The 15,835-nt window shown below is 69.1% G+C and carries 13 protein-coding genes; 2 read left to right on the top strand and 11 right to left on the bottom strand.

Annotated features, from left to right (window positions below; genetic code table 11):
- Positions 1–12 precede the first annotated feature (12 nt).
- Complete coding sequence (locus ACW5F0_RS09365) at positions 13–1,008, top strand: glycosyltransferase family 2 protein (RefSeq protein WP_456963668.1); 996 nt, start codon at positions 13–15, stop codon at positions 1,006–1,008.
- A gap of 15 nt (positions 1,009–1,023) precedes the next feature.
- Here ACW5F0_RS09365 and ACW5F0_RS09360 read toward each other — a convergent pair whose 3' ends face one another.
- From ACW5F0_RS09360 to ACW5F0_RS09315, 10 genes are all read right to left on the bottom strand, one after another.
- Positions 1,024–1,563 carry a hypothetical protein gene (locus ACW5F0_RS09360; RefSeq protein WP_456999615.1) on the bottom strand — a complete coding sequence of 180 codons (540 nt, stop codon included), beginning with the start codon at positions 1,561–1,563 and terminating at the stop codon, positions 1,024–1,026.
- Positions 1,564–1,618: 55 nt separating this feature from the next.
- Entirely contained in the window at positions 1,619–4,969 is a 3,351-nt protein-coding gene (locus ACW5F0_RS09355) for a glycosyltransferase (RefSeq protein WP_456999614.1), read from the bottom strand.
- A complete protein-coding gene (locus tag ACW5F0_RS09350) occupies positions 4,966–6,333 on the bottom strand; it encodes an ABC transporter ATP-binding protein (protein ID WP_456999613.1) in 1,368 nt (455 codons plus the stop codon). Before ACW5F0_RS09350 ends, ACW5F0_RS09355 begins: the two co-directional genes overlap by 4 nt.
- The gene (locus tag ACW5F0_RS09345; protein WP_456963664.1) at positions 6,323–7,147 is read right to left on the bottom strand and encodes an ABC transporter permease; all 825 of its coding nucleotides are present in this window, start codon (positions 7,145–7,147) and stop codon (positions 6,323–6,325) included. Before ACW5F0_RS09345 ends, ACW5F0_RS09350 begins: the two co-directional genes overlap by 11 nt.
- A gap of 1 nt (position 7,148) precedes the next feature.
- Positions 7,149–9,536, bottom strand: a complete 2,388-nt coding sequence (locus ACW5F0_RS09340; RefSeq protein WP_456999612.1) for a glycosyltransferase family 2 protein — start codon at positions 9,534–9,536, stop codon at positions 7,149–7,151.
- The gene (locus ACW5F0_RS09335) at positions 9,533–10,717 is read right to left on the bottom strand and encodes a cystathionine gamma-synthase (protein ID WP_456999611.1); all 1,185 of its coding nucleotides are present in this window, start codon (positions 10,715–10,717) and stop codon (positions 9,533–9,535) included. The genes ACW5F0_RS09340 and ACW5F0_RS09335 overlap by 4 nt, the downstream gene beginning before the upstream one ends.
- An 83-nt stretch (positions 10,718–10,800) precedes the next feature.
- Complete coding sequence (locus tag ACW5F0_RS09330) at positions 10,801–12,177, bottom strand: pyridoxal-phosphate dependent enzyme (protein ID WP_456963661.1); 1,377 nt, start codon at positions 12,175–12,177, stop codon at positions 10,801–10,803.
- Between the two features lie 157 nt (positions 12,178–12,334).
- On the bottom strand, positions 12,335–12,553 hold the full coding sequence (locus ACW5F0_RS09325) for a YdcH family protein (RefSeq protein WP_456963660.1): 219 nt from the start codon (positions 12,551–12,553) through the stop codon (positions 12,335–12,337).
- Between the two features lie 355 nt (positions 12,554–12,908).
- The gene (locus tag ACW5F0_RS09320) at positions 12,909–13,511 is read right to left on the bottom strand and encodes a hypothetical protein (protein ID WP_456963659.1); all 603 of its coding nucleotides are present in this window, start codon (positions 13,509–13,511) and stop codon (positions 12,909–12,911) included.
- Entirely contained in the window at positions 13,508–13,828 is a 321-nt protein-coding gene (locus ACW5F0_RS09315; protein ID WP_456963658.1) for a DUF4398 domain-containing protein, read from the bottom strand. The genes ACW5F0_RS09320 and ACW5F0_RS09315 overlap by 4 nt, the downstream gene beginning before the upstream one ends.
- A gap of 164 nt (positions 13,829–13,992) precedes the next feature.
- Here ACW5F0_RS09315 and ACW5F0_RS09310 point away from each other — a divergent pair, with 164 nt between their 5' ends.
- Positions 13,993–15,111: a PilT/PilU family type 4a pilus ATPase gene (locus tag ACW5F0_RS09310; RefSeq protein WP_456963657.1), complete on the top strand. Its 1,119-nt coding sequence runs from the start codon at positions 13,993–13,995 to the stop codon at positions 15,109–15,111.
- Between the two features lie 18 nt (positions 15,112–15,129).
- Here the strand turns inward: ACW5F0_RS09310 and maiA are convergent, their stop codons facing one another.
- Positions 15,130–15,831, bottom strand: a complete 702-nt coding sequence (gene maiA / locus ACW5F0_RS09305; protein ID WP_456963656.1) for a maleylacetoacetate isomerase — start codon at positions 15,829–15,831, stop codon at positions 15,130–15,132.
- Positions 15,832–15,835: the final 4 nt, after the last annotated feature.

Here is a 15,835-nt window from a genome sequence, read left to right as displayed (position 1 = left end):
GTCTCCCGCACGATGAAGCTCATCATCCAGATGCCGTGCCTCAACGAAGCAGGCACGCTGGCGATCGCCATCGGCGCCCTGCCCCGCGAAGTGCCTGGATTCGACAGCGTGGAGTGGCTGCTGATCGACGACGGTTCGGTCGACGGCACCGCCGAGCTCGCCGTGGAACTCGGCGTGGACCACGTGGTGCGCCATCCCGTGAACCGGGGCTTGGCGGCGGCGTTCATGACCGGCCTCGAGGCCGGCCTGGCACTGGGTGCCGATGTCATCGTCAATACCGATGCCGACAACCAGTACGAAGCGCGCGATATCCCCAAGCTCACCGCGCCGATCCTGGCCGGTAGCGCGGACATGGTGGTGGGTGCGCGCCCGATCGCGGATACCGAGCACTTCTCCTGGATCAAGAAGAAGCTCCAGCACCTCGGCAGCTGGGCGGTGCGCCAGGCCAGCATGACCGACGTCCGCGACGCGCCCAGCGGATTCCGCGCCATCTCGCGCGAGACCGCCATGCGCCTCAACGTCTTCAACCCCTACACCTACACCCTGGAGACGATCATCCAGGCGGGGCAGAGCAACATGCGGGTGGTCTCGGTGCCGATCCGCACCAACGAGGACCTGCGCCCGTCGCGGCTGGTCAAGAGCATCTCCAGCTACGTGCGCCGCTCGCTGGTGACCATCCTCAGGATCTTCGTGATCTACCGGCCGGTGACGTTCTTCATGCTGCCCGGCTTCGCGCTGATGCTGGGCGGCCTGCTGCTGGCCTGCCGCTTCCTGTACTACTACGCCACCGGCTCGGGTGGCGGCCACGTGCAGTCGCTGATCTTCGGCGCGGTGATGCTGATCCTGGGCGCGCTGATGGTCATGATCGCGCTGATCGCCGACATGATCACGGTGAACCGCAAGCTGCTCGAGCGCATCGACCTGAGGATGCAGCGCCTCGAGTACTCCGCAGGCGGTGCCGCCGCGGCGCCGGCACCGCGGCGCGACGGGGGTCCGACCCCGGCCTGAGCCGGGGCGTCGCGCTCAGCCCGCCGGATCCACGGCCAGGCGCGCGCCGGTGGCGCAGAGCGAATGGCGGCCGTCGCCATGCGCGACCAGAAGCTCGATGGTGTATTCGCCCGCGGGCACCTGCGCCAGCGAGCCGCTGACTCCGAAGCCTGACATGGCGAGGTCGGGGGATCCCAGCACCGAAGCGACGTCCTCGCGTGCAACCTTGGCCTCGCTCCGGACGGCATAGGTGCCGGTGCCGGTGAGCACCACGGAGAACTCGGCCGGAACCTTCAGCGCGGCGTCGGCGACCCAGCCTTCGACCAGCACCGTGGTGCCGGTGGCCGCATGCGGTCCCTGCTGCTTCGGCTGCCCGCCCACCTTGTCGATGGAACAGCGCGCGACCGCGGTGGGGTCGAGCGCCGGCAGCGTCGTTGCGACGAAGGCCGTGTCCGCCACTCCTGCAATGGACGGCGACGGGTTCGGGGTGGCCGTTCCTTCATCCTGGCGCCCGCAGCCTGCAAGCAGGACGAGTGCGAGCGGGGCCAGCCAGGCTGCGGTGGTGTAGGTGCTCATGCGGCGATCCTGTCGTGGGGGTCCAGGCCGTAAACGCGGGCCCGGGGCGCCGATTCTAACCGACCGGCCCATCGTGCCGTCGGCGCCCCGCGGCCTCCACCGCGGCCAGGCGAGCGGCGACGTCGGCATGCCCGGCACCATCGACCACCGGCGACAGCGCACGCCATACCGCGTCGACCGAAAAGTTCCGGGCGAGGAAATCGAGCCCGCCACGCGCAGCATCCATCCACGCGGCATCGTCATCGATGAGGTCACCGACCAGCGTGGCAAACGTCGCCGGATCGTCGGCCACCCGCAGGCAATCGGCAGCGCCCAGTCCCTGCGCGCCGACGCCGGTGGTGACGCAGGGAACGCCGTGGCGCATCGCTTCGAGCACCTTGCCCTTGACGCCCGCGCCGAAGCGCAGCGGTGCCACCACGAGCCTGGCGCTGCGGTAATAGTTCACCAGTTCGTGTTCGGGAACATGTCCCGTCACCAGCACGTCCGAGCGGGAAAGAGCAGCGACGGTGTCCGGCGGATCGGACCCGACCAGGCAGAGCCGGTAGCCGGGATGTCCTCGCTGGATCAACGGCCAGACATACCGCACGAACCAGATCGCACCGTCTTCGTTGGGTGCGTGCCCGAAGCCGCCGACGAACAGGATGTTCCGCCGCGCGGCGAGATCCTCGCCCACCTCGTCGGGCAAGCCCTCGTAGGCGAACAGGGGCACCGTCACCGTCTGGCCCGGCGCGTCGTGCTGGCGCATCCACTGGCCGGCGTGCCTGCTTTCCTCGTCCGACGGATAGGCCACCAGGTCGGCGCTGCGCCACAGGGCTTCCTCGACCTCGCGTGCATGGTGGGCGTGGCCGGCGAGGTCGGGGTCCGGATCCACGCGCATCTGGCTGATGTAGCGCAGATGGTGGATATCGTGGCCATAGAACAGGATCTTCGCGGCGCTGTGACTGCGCACCGCATCAAGGTGGCGATGCGCGACCAGCGGACGGCTGAGCACCACGAGGTCGAGGTAGGCGCCGTTGGCCGCCATCCATTCCCCGAAGCCGGCGCCGGTGCCCGATGCCAGTTCGATGCCGTGCGCGGCGAGGCTCGCGGCGTAGACACCGTCGGCATCGGCTTCCTCGGCCCAGAACTTGACCAGCATGCCGTGCAGGCCGAGCACCCGCATCAGCTGCCAGATCGCGCGCGATCCCGCGTCCCGGTCGGGGCGCGGGGGCGTCCGGTCCACCACCAGCACGACCGGCTTGCGTTGGGCGCGCTCGCGGGCCAGGAACAGGTGCGCGCCGGGCGGCAACTGGTCCCGCGCAAGCACGTCCTTCCAGCGCGCGGCGAAGGTGGCGCGGTTGGCTTCCTGTCCCGCCTTGCCGCCCGCATCGACGTCGGTGCCGTGGGACGCGCCCTCGACGTGGCGCACCACCGAAGCCGGCTGGTAGTAGACCCGGAAGCCGCCGTCCTCGCGGATGCGGAAGGCCAGGTCGGTATCTTCGTAGTACGCGGGTGCGTAGCGCTCGTCGAAGCCACCCAGGTGCCTGAACAGACCGCTGCGCACCAGCATCGCGGCACCGGAGACATAGTCGACCTCGCGCACGAAGGCATGGTCCGGGCCTGCGGGATCGCCGTCGCGGCCGTAGTTGAGCGCGCGACCGTCGTTCCAGACCACGCCGCCCGCCTCCTGCAGGCGGCCATCGGGATAGACGAGCCGCGATCCGGCGAGGCCGCAATCGTGGAAGCGCGCGAACGTCTGCAGCAATGCGTCAAGCCAGCCGGCGCCGACGATCGTGTCGTTGTTGAGGAAGTGGATGTACTCGCCGCGCGCGAGCACCAGGGCCTGGTTGGCCGAGCGCAGGAACCCGAGGTTCGCGGGATTCTCGACGTAGCGCAGCCCGGGCACGCTGCGGAAGCGCTCCATCTCCGCTTCGCCCGAGGCGTCCTCGATCAGCAGCACTTCCACCACGATGTCGCCGGCATGGCGACGGATCGACCGCAGGCAGGCCAGGGTCATGGCGAAGCCGCCGTGGGCGGTCACGACGATGCTGACCAGCGGGGCATCGTGGGTGGCGAACTGGAGGCCGTGGATCGGAAGGCCGGCGCGCCGGGGCTCCGCGAGGTCGATCGGTGCGGGAAGCGCCACCGGGAGCGCCGGGTTTCCGTCGTCCTCCGCGGGACGGCCGAGCTTCGTGGCCAGCCAGCGCAGCGGCCGGGTGACCCGCCACGAGCGCGACCCACGAAGCGCCGACACCGTCTGCTGCCATGCCTGCAGCAGCCGTGACTGCTCGCGCACCGCGCCCTGCAGCGCATCGACCCCGCTGCGCAGGCGCACGGCTTCGGCTTCGAGCAACTTGACCCATTCGGCGTCCGACAGCGCGTCCGCCTCGAGGCACTGCAGGCGGAATTCCTTCTCTTCCTCGCGGTGCAGGACCTGGACGAGGTGGGCCTGGGCTGCGGCGTGGGCCTCGCTGGCCAGGGCCAACCGCCCTCCCATCGCGGACAGGCGCGCGTCGCGGTCGGCCACGACCGCATCGACCGCCCCGCGCTGCTGCTCCGTGGCCACGAGTTCGGCATTCACCTCCGCCAGCGCGGACCTGCGCAGCGCGTCGACATCACCGTCGACGATCACGATGTCGTAGACCTCGTCCGCCGGAAGCTCGACCGAACCCAGCACCTCGAGCGTCAGCCGGTCCAGGACCACGATGCGCGCGCGCGCCAGCGCAGGGTCCGGCGCGTTGCGGCTGCGGCTCAGGCCCACGTAGATCCGGTCACGGCCGAAGGCCAGTCCGCGCGCATACCCGTCGAGCCCCTGCGCCTGCAGCGGCTGGTCCGGACCCCGCCAGGCGACGATGCGTCGCGCCTCGGAATCGCACAGCCAGAGCACACCGTCCTGCGATGCCAGCGAATGCGGCTGCGACAGGCCCGCGACCAGCACCTCGCCGGTCTCGACGTCGAACACCTCGCCGGCGCCGGCGGTGGCGCCCTTGTAGCCGCGATGGGTGTCGAACTGCCCGAACCTCGACGCAAGCAGGCGGCCGTCGTGGAAGCAGATCGAATTCAGGTGCGCGCTGTCGCGTTCGCCGCGCAGCGCCCAGCGCCGCGTCTCGCGCATGTCGGCGTCAAGCTGGAGCACCGCGTTGCGCGCGGTGGCAACCACGCAGGCCTGCCCGCCATGCCAGGCAACGTCATGCAGGTCGAGGACATCCTCGGCCAGCATGGTGGTGGAGAACCCGCCGTCGACCGCGCGGCGCAGCACGTTGCTGTCGCCCGACTGGCGCGCCCACAGGAAGCCGCCGGGCACTGCGCAGATGCCGGTGGTCTGGATCGGGGACAGGCGCTCCACCTCCATGCCGTCCAGCAGCAGCAGGCCGCCATTGGCGTTGGGGCACGACACCAGCAGCCGGTCCTGGAATGATCCCGTCATCGCATGATCCCGATCGCGCCGGCGCCGGCCGCGGACATCGATATCCCGGCCTCGAGGTCGGTCACGCCCTCCGCATGCGTGTCCGGGCCGGTCACCGTGAGGACGATCGCATCCACGCGCCGGTCGAGCGCGACGTACTCGTTGCCCGACGGGTCGTAGCGCGACACGCCGACCGTCAGGAAATAGTGGCCGCGCAGCAGCGAACAGCGCATGTCGAACGCCGCCACCGCGACCGTGCCCGCCTCGGCGCGATACAGGCAGCCGCTGGAAACCATCGTGTTGCAGCTGTACAGCACGGTGCCGCTGATGGTGCACAGGCGGACGCCGAAGACCAGATTGTCGAGCGCGGTCGGCAACAGGTAGCGCACGCGCACGGTGAACGGCTCGCGCGCGGCGACCACCGGCCCGTGTCCATGGCTGCCGGTGACCAGGTAGTCGCAGGTGATCGCTTCCCCGTTGCCCACGCGGGTCTCGTCGCGGTTGTAGCCGGCACGCTTCGCGAAGTGGTCGCGTCCGCCGCCGCGGAGGAACACGGCCAGTTCGTCGTCGGCTTCATCCGCGCCGTCACTGTCGCCGCCACCGGCGAGGGCCTGTGCGGGCACCGGTTCGTCCCCGCCGCCGGTGCTGTTGTCGCCGAATACCAGGCGCAGGTATTCCTTGACCGCCTGGCCGACCTCGCCGTCGTACAGCACCCGTCCGGCATCGATCACGACGCCGCGATCGCACAGCCGCAGCAGCGAGTCGATCGCATGGGTCACGAACAGCAGCGTGCAGCCTTGCTGGCGCAGCTCCTCGATCCGGCGGTGGCACTTGCGCTGGAAGTAGATGTCGCCGACAGACAGCGCCTCGTCGACGATCAGCACGTCGGGATCGGTGTGCACCGCGACCGCGAAGGCCAGGCGGACGAACATGCCGCTGGAGTAGGTCTTGACCTGCTGGTCGACATGCTCGCCTATCTCGGCGAAGCCGATGATCGCGTCCATGCGCTCGTCGATCTGGCGCGCGTCCAGGCCAAGCAGGCTGGCGTTGAGGCGGATGTTCTCGCGGCCGGTGAACTCGGGATTGAAGCCGGCGCCCAGTTCCAGCAGCGCCGCGATCCGCGCAGACACCTTCAGTGTGCCGGTGCCCGGCTGCAGGATCCCGGCGATCACCTGCAGCAGCGTGGACTTGCCCGAGCCGTTGCGGCCGATGATGCCCACGGCCTCCCCGCGCCGCACCTCCAGGTCGACGTCGCGCAGCGCATGGAATTCGCCGCCTCGCGCCAGGCCGGGCAGCAGCACCTGCGCCAGGCGCTTGTAGGGCTTGTCGGCGACGGGGAACGACTTGCCGATCCCGCGCAGGCTGATCACCACCTCAGAGGACATCGGCGAACCCCTTGCTGGTGACACGGAACCACGCGTGGGCAACGTAGGCGGCCAGCACGCTGCCCAGCGCGTAGCGCGACAGCCCGGCCCAGTCGGGGTAGCGGCCCCAGAGCGCGACTTCGCGCACTTCGTCGATGAAGAAGGTCAGCGGATTGAGCGAGAACACGAACTGGTACTTCGGCGGCAGCGTGTCGACGGGCACGATCGCCGAGGAGAGGAACAGCAGCGCGGTGACCACCACCGGCACGGCCTGGCTGATGTCACGGATGTACACACCAAGCGAGGACACCAGCCAGCAGGTGGCCACGGTCAGCAGTACCAGCGGCGCCAGCACCACCGGCAGCAACCAGATGGTGGGCGAGAATCCGCCGAAGAACAGCCAGTTCAGCACCGCGAACACCATCAGGTTCATCACCATGTGGAACAGCGCCGAAAGCACCACCGACCAGGCCAGGATGTCGAGCGGGAACACCACGCGCTTGACGTAGTTGGCGTTGTCCATCATCAACCGCGGCGAACGCGCGAAGCACTCCGCGAAAAAGCCGTGCACGATGATGCCCAGGAACAGCACGATACCGAACGCGGCCGTGTCGCCCGAGGCCTGGTTCCAGCGGCTGCCCAGGACCTCGCCGAAGGCGATGGTGTAGATCGCCAACAGCATCAGCGGCCCGATCAGGGACCAGAGCATGCCGAAGTTGGCACCGCGGTAGCGCCCGAGCACGTCGCGCCGCACGAGCTCCTTCGTCAGGTCGCGATAGCGGCCAAAGGCGCCCCAGGGCGCCAGCGGCCAGGGCAGCGGACGTACCGCCCCCATCTCAGCCCCCCGCCTGGCGCAGGCTCGACATGTCGACGCCGCGGCGCAGCGCGGGATCGGGCCGGACGCAGGCGGCGACGCTGCCGCGCAACGCCTGTTTCAACGGCAGTCGCGGCGGGATCGCCAGCGGGAAATCGTGTCCTTCCAGCCCCAGGTTCGGGTTGTATGCCGGATCCCAGCGCAGTGCCTTGCCCCAGCGCGCGACCATGGCGTTCACCTCGCGCGAAAAGCGCGCCTTTTTCTCGGGACTGTCCTCGTAGCCGCGCGACGCCGATTCGTGGTGGTACAGCTCGGCCCAGGGCGTCCAGACGTTGTAGTAACCGCGTTCCGCAACCCGCAGGCAGAAGTCCACGTCGTTGAACGCGACTTCCAGGGATTCGTCCAGGCCATCGACCTCGTCGAAGACCTCGCGTCGCACCAGCAGGCACGCGGCAGTCACCGCCGTCATGTTCTGCGCGAGCAGGCCACGGTTCTGCTGGCCGGGGTAGCCGCGCGGCAGCCCGACGTAGGCGTGGCCGGCGACGCCGCCCAGCCCGATGACCACGCCCGCATGCTGGATGCGGTCGTCCGGGTAATAGAGCATCGCGCCGACCGTGCCGGTGCCCGGCCGGACGGCATGTCCGACCATCTCTTCGAGCCAGCCGGGATGGATCGCCTCGATGTCGTTGTTGACCAGGCCCACGATGGCACCGTCGCTCGCGCGCACCGCGGCGTTGTTGATGCGCGAGTAGTTGAACGGCTGGTCGTCGCGCAGCACGCGGACCAGCCCGTTGCCGTCGATCGCACGCAGGTACTCCAGCGTCTCGGGGTCGCTGGACTGGTTGTCGACGATGAGCAGGTTGTAGTCCGGGTACCGGGTCAGGCGGGTGATGCTTTCGACGCAGGTGCGCATCAGGTCCACCCGGTCGCGGGTCGGGATCACCAGGCTGACCCGTGGCGCCGGGGCCGGGACTGCATAGTGCACGCGGTACCCACCGGTGACGCATTCCACGCGCGCACCCCGGTCGCCGGTGGCTTCCAGATGCTCCTCGATCGCCTTGCGGCCTGCGGCCTCCGTGTACTCCTTGGCGCTGCCCGACAGTGCGGTCGATCCTTCGATGGCCCGCCAGTGGTACAGCACGTGCGGCACGTGCCCGATCTCGGCCGGAGACAGGCGCGCGGCGCAGCGCAGGGCGAGGTCGTGGTCCTGGCTGCCCTCGAAGCCGCGGCGGAAGCCGCCCACGGCGCGCACGAGCGCGGCGTCGTAGACCCCCAGGTGGCACAGGTAGTTCTGGCTGCGCAGCAGTTCCGGGTTCCAGTCCGGCTTGAAGTACGGGTCGAAGCGGATCCCGTTCGCGTCGAGCTTGTCTTCGTCGGAATACAGCAGCTTGAGCCCTGGCTGTTCGTTGATCGCCTTCACGATCAGGTACAGCGCGTGCGGGGCGATCTCGTCATCGTGGTCAAGCAGCGCCACGTATTCCCCGCGGGCGACTTCCAGGGCGGTGTTGGAGGCTTCGGAGATATGTCCGTTGCGCTCGCGGTGGACCACGCGGATGCGCGGATCCAGCGCCGCGTACTCGGCCAGCACTTCGGCCACGCGCGGATCGGGCGAGGCGTCGTCGGCCAGGCACAGCTCCCAGTGCGGATAGAACTGCGCGCGGACGCTTTCGATGCAGCGCCGAAGGTAGGCTTCGGATGTGTTGTAGACCGGCACCAGCACCGACACCAGGGGACGCCTGGCCAGGCGCTCGCACCGCTGCCGCACCAGGTTCACATCCGAGTCCGACAGCCGGTCGAAGCGCTCGATCCATGCGCCGTAGTCGAGCGATACCACGCCACCACGCGCGCGCTCCTCGTGCATCAGGTAAAGCCAGTCGCCGAAGCCGCCGAGGCCGCCTTCCCGGAAGCTGTCGAAGGCCTCGCGCGCGGCGAACGACCACAGTGACCGGTCGCGGTTGAGCCGTGTCCACAGCTTCGCGAGCATGCGTGCCGCCGCGGTGACCGTGCCCATCGGCACCAGCGCCGCGCGGCGGATGGTGAAGCTGCACGGTGCGGTCGAGGGATCGAAGCGCAGCGAGACGACGTCATGGTCCAGGCGGACCACCGCGCGCAGCGGCCTGCCGCCCTGCACCGTCGGCGCGAAATTGATGCGGCTGCCGTCGCCGGCACCCGCGCCATAGTCGGGGTAGAAACAGGGGTTGTCGAAGTAGCCGTCGGCGACTTCGATATCGAGCTCCAGCAGGTACCAGCCGGCGGCGAAGCGCTCACCGCCGCCGTGGCGGACGAGGAACTGCGGATCGACGCCCACTGCGGCCCATGCCTGCCCCCCGCCCTCGTCCTGAATCGCCTCGAGGTGGTGCGTCGGCTCCAGCAGGAGTTCGATCGCACCGCTGCCGACCGCTCGCTTCATGCGAGCGCTTCGTCGAGGTCGCGACACAGGTCCGCGACGTCCTCCACGCCCACGCTCAGGCGGACCAGGTCGTCGCCGATGCCCAGCGCCTCGCGACGCTCCGCGGGAACGGACGCGTGCGTCATCACCGCGGGATGGTTGACGAGGCTTTCCACGCCGCCGAGCGACTCGGCCAGGGTGAACAGCTTGAGCCGCTCGCAGAAACGCTTCGCGCCTTCGTAGCCGCCCTTCACGCGCACCGAAATGATGCCGCCACCGCCGTCCATCTGCCGCATCGCCAGCGCATGCTGCGGGTGCGATGGCAGGCCGGGATAGATGACGTCGGCGACCGCGGCATGGTCCTGGAGGAACTTCGCCAGCGCCAGCGCGTTGTCGCAGTGCGCACGCATGCGCAGGTGCAGCGTCTTCAGGCCACGCAGCGCGAGGAAGCTGTCGAACGGCCCCTGCACCGCGCCCACCGAGTTCTGCAGGTAGGCAAGCCGTTCGGCAAGTTCGGTGTTGTCGCCCACCACCGCCATGCCGCCGACCATGTCGGAATGGCCGTTGAGGTACTTGGTGGCCGAATGCAGCACGAGGTCGGCGCCGTGTTCGAGTGGACGCTGCAGGATCGGCGAGGCGAAGGTGTTGTCGACCACGACCAGCAGCCCGTGCTTGCGTGCAACGGCCGAGACCGCCTGGATGTCCACGATCTTGAGCGTCGGGTTGGTCGGCGTCTCGATCCACACCATGCGGGTCTTCGGCGTGATCGCGGCCTCGAAGGCCGCGGCGTCGGACAGGTCGACGAAGCTGAAGTCCAGCCCCGCGCTGCGGCGGCGCACGCCCTCGAACAGCCGGTAGCTGCCGCCGTAGAGGTCATCCATGGCGACCACGTGGTCGCCGCTGTCCAGGAGCTCGAGCACCGTCGAGGACGCCGCCAGGCCCGACGCGAAGGCGAAGCCGCGGCTGCCGCGCTCAAGCCCGGCCACGCAGCGCTCGTAGGCGAAGCGGGTCGGGTTGTGCGTGCGCGAATACTCGAAACCCTGGTGCACGCCGGGGCTGGACTGCGCGTACGTGGAGGTCGCGTAAATCGGCACCATCACCGCCCCGGTCGACGGATCCGGCGACTGCCCGGCATGGATCGCCCTGGTGCCGTGGCCCCACTCGGAGGAGTCCGCGCCATCCCGGCCGTGATCGTCATGCATGGCTGTATTTCCGCTGTAAAAGACCCTGAATTGTAGCACCGCCCCCTGCCGCCCCCGCCCCTCCGGCGCCCGCAAACTGACCCTCAGCTGACCCGTCGACGCAACCAGTTCAGCAGGTCGATCCGGGTGATCAGGCCCAGGAAATGGTCCCCGTCCATCACGATCGCGACCTTGCCGCCGTCGAACACGGGCAGCAGCGCCTCGACCGGGGATTTCACGTCCAGCACTTCGAGCTTGCTGACCATGGCCGTTGACACCGGGTCGCGGAACCGGGCCTCGTCACCGTAGACGTGAAGCAGCACGTCGGACTCGTCGAGGATGCCGGCCAGGCGCTCGCCATCCATCACCGGCAGCTGCGAGATCTCGTAGAGCTTCATGCGCTGGTAGGCGGTCACCAGCAGGTCGTTGGGGCCGACCACCACGGTGTCGCGCTGGGAAAACGGGCGCAGGATCAGGTCGCGCAGGTCGCCGTGCTGCTCGCGCTCGATGAAGCCGTTGTCGAGCATCCAGTAGTCGTTGTACATCTTCGACAGGTACTTGTTGCCGGTGTCGCAGACGAACACCAGCACCTTCTTCGGCTCCGTCTGTTCGCGGCAGTACTTCAGCGCCGCCGCCAGCAGGGTGCCGGTGGAGGAGCCGCCGAGGATGCCTTCCTTCGCCAGCAGCTCGCGCCCGGCCAGGAAGCTCTCCTTGTCGCTGATCGCGTAGGCCTTCTTGACGCGGGAAAAGTCGGAAATCGACGGCAGGAAGTCCTCGCCGATGCCCTCGACCATCCAGCTCCCCGACTTCTCGGACAGGGTGCCTTCGTTGATGTACTCGGCCAGGATCGAACCCACGGGGTCGGCCAGCACCATCTCGACATCCGGCGCGTGCTCGGCGAAGCAGCGCGAGAGGCCGCTCATCGTGCCCGAGCTGCCACAGCCGAAGACCACGGCATCAACGCCGCCGACCTCGGCCATCTGGCGCAGGATCTCCGGACCGGTGCCGAATTGGTGCGCGGCCGGGTTGTCGGGGTTGCCGAACTGGTTGATGAAGTAGGCGCCCGGGGTCTCGCGGGCGATGCGCTCGGCGAGGTCCTGGTAGTAATCGGGGTGGCCCTTGGCGACGTCGGACCGCGTCAGCACGACTTCCGCGCCCATCGCCTTGAGGTTGAAGATCTTCTCCCGGCTCATCTTGTCCGGGACCACCAGGATGAGCTTGTAGCCCTTCTGCTGGGCGACCAGCGCCAGGCCGATGCCGGTGTTGCCGGCGGTGCCCTCGACCAGGGTGTCGCCGGGCTTGATGTCGCCGCGCTTCTCGGCCGCCTGGATCATGCTCAGGCCGATGCGGTCCTTGATGGAACCGCCGGGATTCTGGCTCTCGAGCTTGAAATAGATCTCGCAGCGGCCGGCATCGAGGCCTCGGGCCTTGACGATGGGCGTGTCGGCGATGAGCCCGAGGACGGAATCGTGGATCGGCATGCGTGGCAGCCTGTCGTGCGGTGGGGCGCCGATTATCGCATCGCCTGCCGGCCGGGGCAGGCCCGGGGCCAGCACTCCGGCGCGGGCGGCGGCCTCCGACGAGGAAGGTCACCGCCGCCCGCGACAGTCCGGGCTTCTTACGTGGGGGACGCAGGAATCAGTGGGTGAGGGTCTGGTACATCACGGACAGCTTGTCCTTGGCGGCGAGCTTCTCGCGCTTCATCCGCGAGAGCGTGGTGTCGTCGATCGGCAGCACGCCGAGCTCGGCATCGAGCACTTTCTTGTCCAGCTCCTTGTGGTGGTGGTAGAGCTGCCGGAACTCGGGGTTGTCCTTGAACAGCGCGTCGAGTTCCGCCTGGGGTTGCCCTTCGAACATGGAGACCTCCTTCAGCCAGGGCCCGCGCCTGCATCGGGCACGGGCATGCAAAAACGCCCCGGGCCTTGCGGCACGGGGCGTATCGGGGGGAGGGGACGCTGCAGGCTCCAGACACCCTCCCTCGGGAGCATCCGCGGGGGCTTGCCCGCGGCGACATTCCCGTTGGAGTCGCTGGATTCCGTCACAGAGTCACCCTTCAGCGAGGCGGTTCCGCCGGAGGGTGGAATCCGCCTCTGGGACCGACCCTACTCCTCCCCGGGAAGGGCGGCAAGGGTCGCCCGGGGGATCCGTTCAAGGAGCGTCCAGCGGCGCCTGGGAAGCCGGAATCCGCTGCCGAAACGCCCCGCGACGCGCCTCAGCGCGGGGTGTCTTCCAGGGATTTCAGCAGCTCCGCTTCCTGGCGCTTGAGCTCGGCCTCGCGCTCGCGCGCGGCCCGCAGGCGCGCGGCCTGGGTGCTGGCGACGTCGTCGAGCACGCCTTCGGCACGCTGGCGGGCACCGGTCTCGATCTCCGCCTCCAGGCGCAGGCGTTCGGCCTCCTCGGCCTGGATCCGGGCCTGGATGCGCAGGCGCTCGGCTTCGGCGCGGGCGCGGGCGGCGTCCTGGCGGCTGGCCTCGACCAGGAGTTCGCTGCGCTCGCGGTCGAGACGGTCGATCTCGCGCCGGGCCAGCTCCGTGGCAGCGACGGCTTCGACGATGTCCACGCGCCACTCGGCGACGTTGCGGGCGTCGGCCTTGGCCTGGGCACCGCGCGCGGCCACCAGTGCGTCGATGGCCTGGCGCGCGCGCAGGCGTTCATAGGCCGCCAGCGAGGCACGCTCCGGATCGGAATCGAGCGTGCGCAGACGCGATTCAAGGGCGGCGCTGCCGTCGTCGGTGGCGGCGCGCGGCTGCTGGGCCATCGCGAAGCCGGGGAGCATCAGCAGGGCCGCGAGTGCGGCGGCGGTCAGGCGCTTCATCGCGGGTTCTCCATGCCAAGGCGCTGGCGGAGTGAAGCCACCTCGGCGCGGCGCTGCGCCACGGCGGCCTCGGCCTGGGCCCGAGCACTGCGGGCGCTGGCGAGATCGGCGGACGCCTCGGACAGCCCGGCCAGGGCGCGGGCATCGCGCTCCTTGCCTTCGGCCATCGCGGCCTGGGCGCGACTGAGCGCCGTTCGGGCGCGATCGAGGTCCTGTGGCGCGTACTGCTGGGCGTCGGCCGCATCGGCCCGGGCGACGGCCTGGCCCGCTGCGTAAAGCTCGGCGGTCGGCGGCGGCAGGCTGGCGCAGCCGGCCATGGCAAGGGCCAGAACGAGACACGCGCCATGCAGGGGTCTCGGGAATTGTGCGAAGCTTGTGCGCATAGGGGGCCGCCGCGGATTGGGGAAAACGCCCGGCCATTGTCAACAGCATCCGCCCGGATCGCAATCGTCCGGCGGCGCGACACGGGGAATCCCACAAAATGGACATCGGCTACTTCCTGAAGCTGATGACGGAGAAGAACGCCTCCGACATGTTCCTGACCACCGGCGCGCCGGTATATATCAAGGTCGAGGGCAAGCTTTACCCGCTCGGCAACACGGGCCTGCCTCCGGGCATGGTCAAGAAGATCGCGTATTCGCTGATGGACGAAGGCCAGGTGCCGCAGTTCGAACGCGACCTGGAGCTGAACATGGCGCTGTCGCTGGCCGAGTCCGGCCGCTTCCGCGTGAACGTGTTCAAGCAGCGCGGCGAAGTCGGCATGGTGATCCGTGCGATCCGCAGCACCATTCCCTCGATCGAGGAGCTGCAGCTGCCGCAGGTGCTGAAGGAGATCATCATGGCCCCGCGCGGGCTGGTGCTGATCGTCGGCTCCACGGGCTCGGGCAAGTCCACCACGCTGGCGTCGATGATCGACCACCGCAACAGCACCACGTCCGGGCACATCCTCACCATCGAGGACCCGATCGAATACCTGCACCGGCACAAGAAGTCGATCGTGAACCAGCGCGAGGTCGGCCTGGACACCCACGCCTTCCACAACGCGCTGAAGAACGCGATGCGCGAGGCGCCGGACGTCATCCTGATCGGCGAGATCCTGGATGCGACCACGATGGAGGCCGCGATCGCCTTCGCCGAAACCGGGCACCTGTGCCTGGCGACGCTGCACTCCAACAACGCCGACCAGACCATCGAGCGCATCCTCAACTTCTTCCCCGAGGCCGCGCACAAGAACGTGCTGATGAACCTGGCGCTCAACCTGCGCGCGGTGGTCAGCCAGCGCCTGGTGGTGGGCACCGACGGCCGCCGCATGCCGGCGACCGAGGTCCTGATCAACACCCCGATGATCCGCGACCTGCTGCGCCGCGGCCAGGTGCACGAGATCAAGCAGGCGATGGAGGAGTCGCTGGAAGAGGGCATCGAGAGCTTCGACCAGTGCCTGTTCCGGCTGTACAAGGAAGGCCGGATCGAGCGCGAAACCGCGCTGCGCGCCTCCGACTCGCGCGATGGCCTGGACCTGAAGTTCCGCCTTTCCGAGGGCGGCGACGGCGAGCACGACCCCTACGCCGAGATGTTCGACATCGGCCAGTCCTCGCACTGACGCCGGCAGGCGCGCCTCTCAGGCGGGAGGCGCGTCCGGCTGCCGTTCCGGGCGTGCGGCATCGAAGGCCGGCACGGCCAGGCAGCGCTGCTCGATGCGCGTGATCACCGGATAGGCGGCCATGTCCACGCCGAAGCGGCGGGCGTTGTAGACCTGCGGCACCAGGCAGCAGTCGGCGATGGTTGGCTGGTTGCCATCGCAGAATTCACCGGTCGAGGGATTGTCGGCCAGCAGCGATTCGAGCGCGCGGAAGCCGCCGTTGATCCAGTGCTTCACCCACACTTCGCGCTCGGGCTGGGGCACGCCCCAGTCGTGTTCGAGGTACTGCAGCACGCGCAGGTTGTTGAGCGGGTGGATCTCGCAGGCCACCACCTGCGCGAGGGCGCGCACGCGCGCGCGATCGCGCGCCGTGGCGGGAAGCAGCGAGGGCTCCGGCCACATCTCGTCCAGGTATTCCAGGATCGCCAGCGACTGGCGCAGGTTGCGGTGGCCATGCTGCAGCACCGGCACCAGCTCCTGCGGATTGAGCTCGGCGAAGCCAGGGGCATGCTGCTCACCGCCGCCGCGCACCAGGTGCACGGGCGCGATGTCGTACTTCAGGCCCTTGAGGTTGAGCCCGATGCGCACGCGGTACGCAGCGCTCGACCGCCAGTACGAATGCAGGCACAGCGCGCCGTTGCCGGTGCTGCCGCCCGCGACCACCTCCCCTGCTGCCGCCATGCAT

This window comes from Luteimonas sp. A534, assembly GCF_054072805.1.
Note: the sequence above shows the minus strand (reverse complement) of the source record. Positions and strands in the feature narration are given on the sequence as shown.

Excerpts from the sequence above, each read along its gene's own strand:
- ACW5F0_RS09365 (WP_456963668.1), top strand. The coding sequence starts at position 13 with ATGAAGCTCATCATCCAGATGCCGTGCCTCAACGAAGCAGGCACGCTG.
- ACW5F0_RS09360 (WP_456999615.1), bottom strand. The coding sequence starts at position 1,563 with ATGAGCACCTACACCACCGCAGCCTGGCTGGCCCCGCTCGCACTCGTC.
- ACW5F0_RS09355 (WP_456999614.1), bottom strand. The coding sequence starts at position 4,969 with ATGACGGGATCATTCCAGGACCGGCTGCTGGTGTCGTGCCCCAACGCC.
- ACW5F0_RS09350 (WP_456999613.1), bottom strand. The coding sequence starts at position 6,333 with ATGTCCTCTGAGGTGGTGATCAGCCTGCGCGGGATCGGCAAGTCGTTC.
- ACW5F0_RS09345 (WP_456963664.1), bottom strand. The coding sequence starts at position 7,147 with ATGGGGGCGGTACGTCCGCTGCCCTGGCCGCTGGCGCCCTGGGGCGCC.
- ACW5F0_RS09340 (WP_456999612.1), bottom strand. The coding sequence starts at position 9,536 with ATGAAGCGAGCGGTCGGCAGCGGTGCGATCGAACTCCTGCTGGAGCCG.
- ACW5F0_RS09335 (WP_456999611.1), bottom strand. The coding sequence starts at position 10,717 with ATGCATGACGATCACGGCCGGGATGGCGCGGACTCCTCCGAGTGGGGC.
- ACW5F0_RS09330 (WP_456963661.1), bottom strand. The coding sequence starts at position 12,177 with ATGCCGATCCACGATTCCGTCCTCGGGCTCATCGCCGACACGCCCATC.
- ACW5F0_RS09325 (WP_456963660.1), bottom strand. The coding sequence starts at position 12,553 with ATGTTCGAAGGGCAACCCCAGGCGGAACTCGACGCGCTGTTCAAGGAC.
- ACW5F0_RS09320 (WP_456963659.1), bottom strand. The coding sequence starts at position 13,511 with ATGAAGCGCCTGACCGCCGCCGCACTCGCGGCCCTGCTGATGCTCCCC.
- ACW5F0_RS09315 (WP_456963658.1), bottom strand. The coding sequence starts at position 13,828 with ATGGCCGGCTGCGCCAGCCTGCCGCCGCCGACCGCCGAGCTTTACGCA.
- ACW5F0_RS09310 (WP_456963657.1), top strand. The coding sequence starts at position 13,993 with ATGGACATCGGCTACTTCCTGAAGCTGATGACGGAGAAGAACGCCTCC.
- maiA (WP_456963656.1), bottom strand. The coding sequence starts at position 15,831 with ATGGCGGCAGCAGGGGAGGTGGTCGCGGGCGGCAGCACCGGCAACGGC.